This window comes from Paenibacillus sp. FSL H7-0716 (assembly GCF_038002705.1).
Taxonomy (GTDB): domain Bacteria; phylum Bacillota; class Bacilli; order Paenibacillales; family Paenibacillaceae; genus Paenibacillus_AQ; species Paenibacillus_AQ odorifer.
Map to the genome: position 1 here is coordinate 1 of NZ_JBBODA010000067.1, position 10,622 is coordinate 10,622.

Annotated in this window: 12 protein-coding genes; 4 read left to right on the forward strand and 8 right to left on the reverse strand. The window is 40.4% G+C overall.

The annotated features are described in order from the left end of the window. Positions 1 to 374: 374 nt before the first annotated feature. The 4 genes from MHH60_RS32890 to MHH60_RS32905 all read right to left on the reverse strand — a co-directional run bounded on the left by MHH60_RS32890 (position 375) and on the right by MHH60_RS32905 (position 4,025). The gene (locus tag MHH60_RS32890; RefSeq protein ID WP_076133912.1) at positions 375 to 1,376 is read right to left on the reverse strand and encodes an anti sigma factor C-terminal domain-containing protein; all 1,002 of its coding nucleotides are present in this window, start codon (positions 1,374 to 1,376) and stop codon (positions 375 to 377) included. Continuing rightward, on the reverse strand, positions 1,373 to 1,825 hold the full coding sequence (locus MHH60_RS32895) for an RNA polymerase sigma factor (protein ID WP_248547642.1): 453 nt from the start codon (positions 1,823 to 1,825) through the stop codon (positions 1,373 to 1,375). The genes MHH60_RS32890 and MHH60_RS32895 overlap by 4 nt, the downstream gene beginning before the upstream one ends. A gap of 181 nt (positions 1,826 to 2,006) precedes the next feature. After that, positions 2,007 to 3,221 (reverse strand): S-layer homology domain-containing protein, encoded by a 1,215-nt coding sequence (locus MHH60_RS32900; protein WP_143766642.1) that lies wholly within the window; start codon positions 3,219 to 3,221, stop codon positions 2,007 to 2,009. A 432-nt stretch (positions 3,222 to 3,653) separates the two neighbouring features. Next, positions 3,654 to 4,025 (reverse strand): hypothetical protein, encoded by a 372-nt coding sequence (locus MHH60_RS32905; RefSeq protein ID WP_076133910.1) that lies wholly within the window; start codon positions 4,023 to 4,025, stop codon positions 3,654 to 3,656. A 303-nt stretch (positions 4,026 to 4,328) separates the two neighbouring features. On the opposite strand from MHH60_RS32905, the gene MHH60_RS32910 reads away from it, so the two are divergent. The 3 genes from MHH60_RS32910 (at position 4,329) to MHH60_RS32920 (ending at position 7,158) form a co-directional block, all read left to right on the forward strand. After that, positions 4,329 to 5,237, forward strand: coding sequence for an ROK family protein (locus MHH60_RS32910; protein WP_076134078.1), 909 nt, complete (start codon positions 4,329 to 4,331; stop codon positions 5,235 to 5,237). A gap of 37 nt (positions 5,238 to 5,274) precedes the next feature. Continuing rightward, positions 5,275 to 5,892, forward strand: coding sequence for a sugar O-acetyltransferase (locus MHH60_RS32915; RefSeq protein ID WP_076133909.1), 618 nt, complete (start codon positions 5,275 to 5,277; stop codon positions 5,890 to 5,892). A gap of 66 nt (positions 5,893 to 5,958) precedes the next feature. Further along, a complete protein-coding gene (locus tag MHH60_RS32920) occupies positions 5,959 to 7,158 on the forward strand; it encodes an MFS transporter (RefSeq protein WP_076134077.1) in 1,200 nt (399 codons plus the stop codon). Positions 7,159 to 7,476: 318 nt separating this feature from the next. On the opposite strand, the gene MHH60_RS32925 is transcribed toward MHH60_RS32920, so the two are convergent. Beyond that, on the reverse strand, positions 7,477 to 8,229 hold the full coding sequence (locus MHH60_RS32925) for an HAD-IIB family hydrolase (protein WP_076133907.1): 753 nt from the start codon (positions 8,227 to 8,229) through the stop codon (positions 7,477 to 7,479). An 80-nt stretch (positions 8,230 to 8,309) separates the two neighbouring features. Between MHH60_RS32925 and MHH60_RS32930 the strand changes: the two genes are divergently transcribed. Continuing rightward, a complete protein-coding gene (locus tag MHH60_RS32930) occupies positions 8,310 to 8,999 on the forward strand; it encodes a Crp/Fnr family transcriptional regulator (RefSeq protein ID WP_076133906.1) in 690 nt (229 codons plus the stop codon). Between the two features lie 16 nt (positions 9,000 to 9,015). Here MHH60_RS32930 and MHH60_RS32935 read toward each other — a convergent pair whose 3' ends face one another. From MHH60_RS32935 to MHH60_RS32945, 3 genes are all read right to left on the reverse strand, one after another. After that, complete coding sequence (locus tag MHH60_RS32935; RefSeq protein ID WP_076133905.1) at positions 9,016 to 9,354, reverse strand: hypothetical protein; 339 nt, start codon at positions 9,352 to 9,354, stop codon at positions 9,016 to 9,018. A gap of 395 nt (positions 9,355 to 9,749) precedes the next feature. Beyond that, positions 9,750 to 10,103 carry a hypothetical protein gene (locus tag MHH60_RS32940; RefSeq protein WP_081388878.1) on the reverse strand — a complete coding sequence of 118 codons (354 nt, stop codon included), beginning with the start codon at positions 10,101 to 10,103 and terminating at the stop codon, positions 9,750 to 9,752. Continuing rightward, positions 10,103 to 10,622, reverse strand: a 520-nt coding sequence (locus MHH60_RS32945) for a zincin-like metallopeptidase toxin domain-containing protein (protein WP_341161219.1), incomplete at its 5' end; no start/stop codon positions are given. The genes MHH60_RS32945 and MHH60_RS32940, both read right to left, overlap by 1 nt.

A 10,622-nucleotide genomic window follows, 5' to 3' on the forward strand; every position in this document is an offset into this window, starting at 1 on the left:
ATGTGTGATGTGCGCTTTAGTGTAATTGGGGAAAAACTCCCTAAAAATAGCCGATATTCGCTAAAAAAGAGCATAATGAGGGAATTTCTCCCTAAAAATCGAGATGATTCGTTTATTTTTCACTAAATTAGGTAAATTACAGGGAGGTTTTCCCTAATTATAAGTTAGACGACCAGATATCTAAGAATAATAGGGAGAATTTCCCTAATTATAGAGTCGGAATGCGTATTTGGTTAACTAAAAACAACCGGAGATATCAGCGATTTCTGCGATCACGTCATAGACAAATTGCCGCTTGAGGTCAGCAGAGGCTGTCTTCTTTCGTAGAAAATCCACCTGTAGAACAACCCCTCCAACATTTTTACTATATTGATCTAATATTTATCCACAATCGCGCCGAGAACTGCCGTATTTACATAGGGTTTTCCTTTGAGGCTTTGCAGCTCTTTCGCAGTTCCAGTAACGACAACTCCCAATAGCTGTACATCACTGGCGTCCGGCGCCGCTTTATCCTTTTTCAAGTAATTCGAGATTCGCTCAAACTCTCCGTAATGCTTGCCCTTCATCTGAAGCCCATAGGTTAAGGATTGTAAAAAATCCTCTGGTTTCGGCTTAAATAACCCTTCCCATTCCCCACCGTAGCCATATACTTGTCTAGCAGATTCCGGTAAGGCATATTTATTCGGGCTGCTGTCATTCCTAATAAACTCAAGGTTCTTTTTATTGTCATACGTATCTACCCAATACCAAGTCTGTGTCAAACCCGCCGGCAGCATCTTCTCTACCTCTACCTGAGTGTAGCTTTTATCAAAAGAAACAGCCATTTCTACGAGCTTGCCAGGTTCCATTTGTTCGAGTGCAGGCAGGTCATTTAGCACTTTTTCGTTATAATTCACTCCAGGCACATAAAACATCATTTCCCGCTGACCATTTTGACTGTTATATCCTCGGTAGTATTCATAATTTTGCTGTGTCATTACCGGGTCAGGAACATTTATACTAGAGTATCCCCTATTAAGCAGAGAAAACCGGCTGCCCATATCGAAATACAGTTTTTTAGTATCCCATACGATGGGCACACCCTCAACAACTTTGTAAGTGCTCAGTTCAACTTTACCCGATAGAAACCCTAAATCAAGTTCAGTTCTCAACTCCTGAAGGTTAGGACTGCTAATCTTCATCATGATCCTCTCTTCATCCAAACCACGCATCGCCAACCAGCTTGTCAGATGGGCGTTACCCAGCATCCCGCCGAATAATACTATAACCGTCACCACTAGAGAAATGATTGTGTTTCGAATCATTGTTTTTCGTTTTGCCTTCTTAATTACTTTTGAAAGGTTCTGATCATCCTTTTGTTCCCATGGAGCTGTCATTCCGCTTCACCTCTATACTTTTTTTGAAATTGCTTGCGGGCACGAAACAATGCCGATTTCACTGTATCTGTCGTAATTCCCAGAAGCTCAGCTATCTCCTGATAGGACAGCTCCAGCTCATACTTCATAATAATGAGTTGTTTATGGAGCGGTAGAAGCTCATCCAACACTCTTTCGATGTCTTCCCGTTTCTCTTTTAACAGCACATGATCCTCTGGCAATTCCATATCCGGCACATCTACATAGTCAATAGGAATGACTATCCGCTTGCGTCGGCGGCACAGATCATAGTAGCGATTGATCGCTACTTTATATAACCATGCACTGAATTTGTTCTCATCAATGGAATCAATATACAAAAGAGCCTTATACACCGTATCCTGTACGATATCTTCAGCGTCGGCTGCAGGTGCCCCGAGACGAATCAGGTATTTTTGAATTTCTAACATTTTAGGTTGAAGTATCTGATGTAGCTGCCCGGGCTTCATCCTGCACCTCCCTTCGTATGTATAACGATAAAGTTCTCAGAATGTTAGCTTATGAGGTAAAAAAATTATAAAAGAAAAGACGGCTGCCTCAGAAAGACATGCCGTCACATTTTAAAGAATGAATAAGGTTCCAGTACAATTCCTATATATCCGTAGGATTCATTGCCTGCTGAGCTGTAGATATGAGTATGGTTTGAACTTTCAGAGATTGTTTGTCAATAATGAAGCCTATATAGAACCCACCCTCCATATTATCCATTTCAAAAGGTGACAATCGGGGCTCATACACTCCACCCTTGTTCTCAAACCAGTAACTCACTATAATCCCGTATTCGTTATCCACTGCAACGTATGTACCATATGCCTTTAGCACATCTTCCAATGTACTTACCCCAGGTCGAATATTGTTCAATGTACCTATGTGGATTGGATCAATGCGCTCATTATCTTTGTCTATTTTCCAAGCGTTCAGCCGACCTTCGGTATCATAATGTACAGATACTTCTTTATACATTTCATTATTGAATACATCTTGACCTGTTGAATCCCCGTAATGTTCCTCTACTAACATTCTTGAACTCCCAAAATCAATAAAAAGATTACGTCCACTATCCGTGATTCCGAAATCGCGGTCAGTAACCGGAGCCGCTATAAAGTCCTTCAAGCCTGTACCCTGTTCTGGTAATGACGGTAAGTGACTCCGATCCGATCGTTCTTCTGGACGAGAATTTACAGTATATATTCCCTTAAGCTTGAGCATTCTCATCCATTGTATAGCCTCTGCTCTTGTAAGCGGGAGATTTCCTTTGAAACCGACTAAAGTTGGCTCCCCGGGAAGTGGAAGTAGAGAGTTACCCAGCAAATAAACGACGGAATCCGTGTCGTTGTAATTCATCCCTAGACCAGATACAACTAACCTTGCGGCGGCCATTCTGGTGATTGGAGTCGATCTTGCCACTGGATATTGTAGTCCAGTAACTGGATGATTCCACCACTTAGCCATTCTATACGGTGCTGCTGTCCATTCTTCGCCTATGCTAGTAGCCTTTGGATAGCCGAAAGAAAGATAAAATAATTTCAAAAATTCTGCTTCCGTAATCGGCTGATCCGGTCGAAAGCTCCCATCATCATAACCAACCATCAATTGGTTGCCCAACGCCCAGCGCACCCAAGGCTCGGACCAGTGACCTTGAATGTCAGTGAACAGTGAAGATGCCGGATCCTCCTCACCGTCCTCTTCCACTTCTTCATATGTCCCTGTATTCTCGTACGGTGTCGTGTCAGCATGAACTCTATAACTCACGTTGCCGCATGTCACAATTGTCCCTGAGATAAGACCTAGTACCAATAGCTTCATTATCTTCAATTTAATAATCCCTTTCGTTCTTATCGGTAAGGGGTTCCTGCTCTCTTTGTCAGGTTTATCGTGATTAACCCTTTATCTTAACTATCGGGTAAAAAGTCTAATTCCTAAATATAATGCTCTCCTTTTTCACAAGAAAAACAAAAAAAGACCGCCCCACTTCATAGCGGGAACGATCGCATTTTCAGCATGTACCTTAGTGAATTATATAACATTGATTCTATTAATTTCCATATTGTACACTCATTACAAGGGGTCTTTTTGTGAAAATCTTCGGGAAAGGTGGATTATTCTTCGATGAAACAAATAATAAGGGTCACAATAGCCTCAAATACATGGCAAATGTGACCCTCTTATAATAAAAACTATAACTATCTTTTGGTTAAATATACAACAAATTGTTCATGCAACTCTAGTTCGGATCGTTTAAAGATCCCAGCCCTCGGAATTTAATTCTTGAAAAGTAGGAATAACAAGATTATGAATTTGCTCTGAAGTCGAATTTTTAATGAACTCATCAGGCATTTGTTTTACTTCGTATCCTGCAATCTCTTGACACAGCCATTTAGGAGCAAGTGGATTAATGTCACTGATTAACGACATTGTAAACAAGTGCAGCGTGGATTTAAGAATAGTTTCATACGTATGCTCTGACCCTGGATCCAAAGGAGGAACAATTTTCAATTTGTTTCCCTCAAAAGTGCCCATGAACCAATTAGGAGCGTCTACTTCACCAACAGCTTGATGAAAAGTTGGAAGATCCGGATAAACAGTGGATTTGTCATGAGCTCCAGACATTGTAAGAACCTCCTCTTGACCTTACATTTAATTAGACACCGCAGGTTGATTAAAAGCCACATGTCATTTCAAAAAAATCCATAATAAAAAACTGTCGATTGCTAGACAATTATATAGAGCCAAGTTATAGTATTGATAATACTTTTAATAACCATTTTCAAAAGTCTAGAGGTGAATAAAATAAACCAAATCGCAAACAATTCTATTCGTGTTAAAAAGATAAATCAGGAGCTTATCAAGCAGGCCTTGAAATCGATGAAAGAAGGAACCAAATCCACGATTGCAAGTGCCACCGGATTAAGTATTGCTACCTGCGGAAATATCCTAAATGAACTTCTGGAGACTGGTGAAGTCATTGAGACTGAACTGGAGGCTTCAAATGGAGGCCGACCGGCCAGACGATTTATCTATAACGCTGATTTTTCCTATATTGCATGTATCTATGCCAAAATTGAGGATGGCCAGAAATCCATAACCTATGCGGTGACCAATTCAGTCGGTGATCGTGTGGATCATGGATGGATGGAATTAGAGTACATAGATACTGAAGCCATCGACCATCTGCTGGATACGCTTATCCAACAATATAACAACATCAAGGCAGTAGGGATTGGGATTCCCGGCCTTGCTCACCAAGGTGTTATCAATATCTGTGACATTAAAGAGTTAATTAATGCTCCCTTAGAATCAGTGCTCAGAGAAAAATACCAGCTTGAAGTCACGATTGAAAATGATATGAATCTGACCGTTTACGGATTCTATAAACAACAGGATTATGAAGAGGATAAAACCATTGCCGTAGTGACCTTTATCAAAGGAGCTTTTCCCGGAGCTGGGATGATGATCGACGGGCATATCCACAAAGGTAATACTAGATTTGCTGGTGAAGTCTCTTTTTTACCGTTTGGAATCTCGCGTGAACAGCAATTGAGTAGCTTGGACCAGACGGATACCTTCATCCCTTTGGCGGCTCACACTATATCGTCCCTGATTGCAATTATTAATCCAGAGACCATAGCTCTCACAGGAGAACAAGTCAAACAAGAGAATGTGCGGCCGATTTATCAACATTGTCTGGAAGTGATTCCAGAGGAGCATATGCCTCACTTAATTGTGCTGGATCAACCTGATGATCATTACATGAACGGATTAATTGCGATCACACTGGAAAGCTTAACCTACTCGTTGCAGCTGGTTGAGAAGCGCCGGTAAAACATAAAACTAACATACACTTCAGGAGGAACTACGAATGGCAACAAACAAAGAAAACATGATTGCAGGAAAGCTATATATGGCAGGCGGTGAAGAATTAGCAAAAGATAACAAAAGATCCAGAATGCTCACTCGTTTATTTAACAATACGACGGAAGAACAAGGTGAATATAGAGTAGAACTACTCAAACACTTATTTGAGTCTACAGGAGAGTCATTATATGTTGAACCTCCTTTCCGTTGTGATTACGGCAGTAATATTACCGTTGGCAATAACTTCTACGCTAATTTTGACTGCATTATCCTTGATGTAGCTAAAGTAACGATTGGTAACAATGTTCTCTTCGGACCTAGAGTAGGCGTATATACTGCTGGTCACCCCATAGATGCGGATGTGCGTATTAGTATGCTTGAATTCGGTACACCGATTACCATCGGAAACAATGTGTGGGTTGGGGGAAACGCGGTAATCAATCCTGGGGTAAAAATCGGCAACAATGTAATCATCGGTGCAGGTTCAGTCGTGACTAAGGATATCCCTGACAATGTAATTGCGGTGGGGAACCCATGCAAGGTATTAAGAGCAATCACCGAAGAAGATAAGCAACACTGGGAAAAACTTAAAGAAGATTATTACAGGGACATCGAGCAATAAAGTAACCCGTTCTGGGAGGATCTTAATTTGAAAAAGCGCTTCGGGGGATTTAACAAGATTTACGCCATGCAATTGGCAACCATCTTTTTAGGATTTATAGTGTTTGGCATATCGGAAAATATTAAAGGACCTGCCATTCCGCGAATCCAATTCGACTTTAATCTGGACGAGAAACAGCTCGGCACCCTTTTATCCCTAAATGCATTAGGTTATTTGATCGCCTGCTCCTTTACAGCTGTATTGGTTAGGAAGTGGGGGATCAAGGCTGTCAGTATCATTGCTTTTGCATCCATGATATTCTCAGGAGTGTTAATCTATATCTCCCACAGCTACCCCTTTTTCTCAGCTTCGTATTTCCTGATGTACATCGGAAACGGAATGCTGGAGATTGGTCTTGCCATTTTGGGAGCACGCATCTTCGTAAAAAATACCGGGACGATGATGAACTTATCCCATTTTTTCTACGGATTTAGTTCAACCTTAGCTCCACTGCTGGCAACAGGACTCATGTCGGTAAGTATATTTGGCCATCCACTCGACTGGCGCGGAATGTATCTGATTATGCTAAGCTTATCTTTATTGCCTATTCTATCTGCCTTGCGCAGTACATTTCCGGGAGATGATCTTCCGCAAGAGGACCGGATCCCTTTAAAAACGTTGGTCCGCGATCCCGCATTATGGCTGATGGTGCTTATTCTTTCCTTCGGCGTGGTGTCAGAGCTTGCAGTAGGTGGATGGTTAGTGAATTTTCTAGAAAAAGCATACTTGTGGGATACAGTTACAGCTTCTGGTATGTTGTCCACCTTTTTTCTCTGCTTCTCGCTAGCAAGGCTTCTGCTGGGGCCGGTTACAGATAAGATTGGTTTCAATCTATCGCTTATCATCTTTTCAGCCTTCTCTGCCTTATGTACATTTGCTGCTATTTTGGGTGGGGAACAGCTCGCGTTTCTATTCGCGGCAGCAGGCATAGGTATCGCTATGATTTATCCGACAGTCATGGCGTTTATCGCAAAAAGGTATCCGCATGGCAGTGACACTGCCATCACCTTTACAGTTACACTAATGGGAGTCGGTAGCGTGATTGGCAACTATGCCATAGGTGCAGTAATCGAAGGTGTAAAGAGGCTTTACGGAGCAGAATCACAAACTGGTTTGCTACGTGGACTTCAAGCTGGGTATGGTTTTATCGGTTTATGTGCAGCTATATGCGCGATATCCGGTTGTGTTTTATATCGTTATTTAAATCGCCGCCAAGAACTTATTTAGAATAGTAATAGTTATCGCACTTATTTCTGCTCTTCCATGCCAAAAAACCTGCTGATTTTATGGCAGGTTTTTTGTTGCAAATTGCGACCAACCTCCTACCATCGGACTCAAATGTCCTTATTGGCTTCGAAATAGACAGAAATGAGGTTATTCGGACCCCAGAGTCGTTATTGAGTTGTTTTTGTGCAAAAGCCGCTGTCTTCTGACTAGATAACGCCTCCTGAGTCTGAACACTCCGCCTAATGAAGCTAAATCCTGAAATAGCGACTATACAGTCCGCAACAATGGCCTCTGAGCTGGTGATCACCATCCCAACAATTATCGCAGACCTCCCACCAGCTCCATTATTTTTCTAACAATCTGCTCTTCACTGCTACTAACCTTTTCCGTTGCAACTTCTCCCAAGGTTATATGATCGCCAACACAAACCGAATGTGCGGAATGTCTAAACATTTCTATATCATTAGCATCGTTACCAAAAGCAATAAATTGCTGCGGTTCTATGCCTAATCTCCTTAGTCCTGTCCATTTGTTCACACCTTGTGGACTTATATCCATAATATCTTCTTGTCCATGCTGGTAGATCACAATCGGCAGATTTTGCAGCTTATGTATAAGTTGTTCCCCGTTCAGACTGCTCAAAATAACTACCTTCACAATCTCATCCAGCTCTGATGGAGTTACATTTTTGGCGCGTTGTTCTGGATCTACATTTCTCCGGATGGGATGGTCTACAGAACCCGAATATGCATAGTCCCAGTGACTATCAATCAAATATGTTGCATCAAATTCTTCAATCAAATTCAGGAGGTTGTCCGCAGTCTGTGGGTCAAAATGTATCGTCGAAATAACCTCCCCACCCTTTGCAATAAACGCACCATTCCCGCCAACCATAGAAAAATGATGCATATGAGCAGGCAACACAGGCAATAAATCACGAATAGGCCGGGCTGACGCAAAAATAACCTCATGTCCTTTTTCAATTAGAGAATCCAAGGCTTGTACAATAAATTCACTCAATGGTTTGCCGCTAAAACAAATCGTCCCATCTAAATCAAAAATAAATTTCACAGTTAATAACCTCCCCTTTTTCTCTATATTAACGAGTTCATATATAATGGAAAGGACCGATGTCCAAAAAGGAGTAAACGATGAAATCTATTCATGATCCAAATCTGATATCACATTACATTACACAATTTAATCTAGACCAAGTATTCACGCCGTCAACACATGCTTTAATCCAGTTACTTGTCTATGAGCAGAATGAAATCATTTTGCGTGAGGGCGATGAGCTGGACGGAATTTATTTTCAAGTGGAGGGGCGTACCAAGGTTTCTTCTAGTGTGGGGACGGGAAAATCCTTGTTATTACGTTTCTGCTCACCCTTGTCATTATTCGGGGATATTGAATACGTGCAGGAGGTTGTGATCCAATCCCAAGTTGAAGCGGTACAACAAACCAGCCTCTTATTTATCCCGAAACAAAAGGTTGAGTCTGACCTAATGGATAACCACAGGTTTAAAGACTTGTTGCTAAAACATCTTTCTTACAAGCTTCTAACCTGCACGTCCGCATCCCGAACGAACTTGCTGGGCTCTGTAGAGGAAAGGTTTGCAAGTTATTTATTGACCATTCAACTCCAAAGGGAGTTTGGAAAAGAAATTCAGACACCCTATATCCCAGATATAGCTTCGTTAATTGGGACTACTCCCCGCCATTTAAACCGTGTTATTCAGCGGCTCACCGACATGGAAATTTTATATAAAGTTAAGCAAGAAATTGTTGTACTCGACTGGGAGCGTCTGGATGAATTATCTAACGGAATAAGATTTGAATAGCCTAAAAGCCCCTCATTTAATTGAGGATAAAATGATCGATGTCATCATAACGGATATCGATCTTTTCTCCGTTTCTTTTGACAAGATTTATATACAGAGGAGCTGCATCAACACTTCCTCCACCCACCAGCACATGGTAGTTTTCATTAATTTCATATTTACGGATGTACAAGCCTGAACCGACATCTTCAAAGGGATAACCTTCAAAATCCTTCCACGACAACGCCTCGCCTTGCTGAGCTAGATCCCGTATTTCATCCATGGATAATATCGCAGCTTTTTTATCATTACAGGCTGAAAGGATAATCGTCAAAGCAAACAATAACAGCATTATCAAGTTACGCTTACTTCTCATTCGTAAACCTCCAAACTCTATATTTTGTTATTTATAGGAAAATATAAGGTAATAATAACATAGCTTAGACTAAATGTTAAAAAGGAGTAAAGCCTTTTGGGGGTGCTTTACTCCTTTTGAAATCTTTATTTGTGAGGGATATTGGATGGACCCGCAAGCTACGACACCGGAAAATGAATATAAAAAAACAGGTCAGTCATGGTGGTATCTGACCATAATCGACCTGTTCTATGTAAGGCTTTAGTGTTAATTAGGTTATAAAATCTCAAGCATTATTGTGCGTACAAACGAAATAGTAAAAATCTTTATATAGGTAATATATGAGATATATGTGTCATTGTTCGAATGATGGATTGAGTCGGCAAATGATTAATCCCCCTCGAGTTTAGACTCTTTTACTCATCATGATCTTCATCAAAGATAGCTTCAAACTCTTCATCGCTATAATTTCTATTGCTTGGTATATGATAACGTTGAGGTATCCCGTTATGATCTAGCACATGATCAACAGCACCGTCTTCATCAGAAACCACGAAAGTAATTTCGTCATCACCTTCATAATCTTTAGGAGTTATATCCGCCAAAACAAGCCACACACAACCCTTAATTCTATAAAACTCATTATAAAATCTAACAGACTTTTCTATATCATCATGTATAACTCCATACAGTTTAAACTTATCCTTATAATCTCGAGCTATCTCCAAAGCTTGGTTAGCTGTTAGATTAGTATTTATTCTTTCTTGCATTATTCATCAAATCCTTTCCAATTCGATAAAGGCCATTGTCCGTTCCTTAGTTTGAATATATATCTTTGTGCTTCATATATTTCTTCAATACTCAATTCACCTTTATTTTTCATAATTTCTCTATAAACATACTCTTCCTTTTCTAAAGTCGATAATTTTATATAATTTTCTTTTCCAAGTTCTCCAAAGTGCTTAGCGTGATAAGATTCATGAACTACACTTAAGTAAGAAGCATCAGGTCTTAATACTATCTGTCCAGTATTTGGATTGAAACCTCCCACAGCCTTTTCAGGTAGAATAGTTCCCTTCTTATCCATAATAACTTTTATATTATTTAAATTCATTTCGCTTTTAAACTTCTTTATGTCTCTGATACTCATAATTCTTAATCCATCAGTGGTTAATTTATTTTGTCCACTAACAGGCATTTCTTCCCATAATTTAAAATCAACAGTCTCTTGCACTAGATCTATTTCTTTTGGAAGCTTTGGCTTTAGCAATCCGCCTTCTGTGGATAAT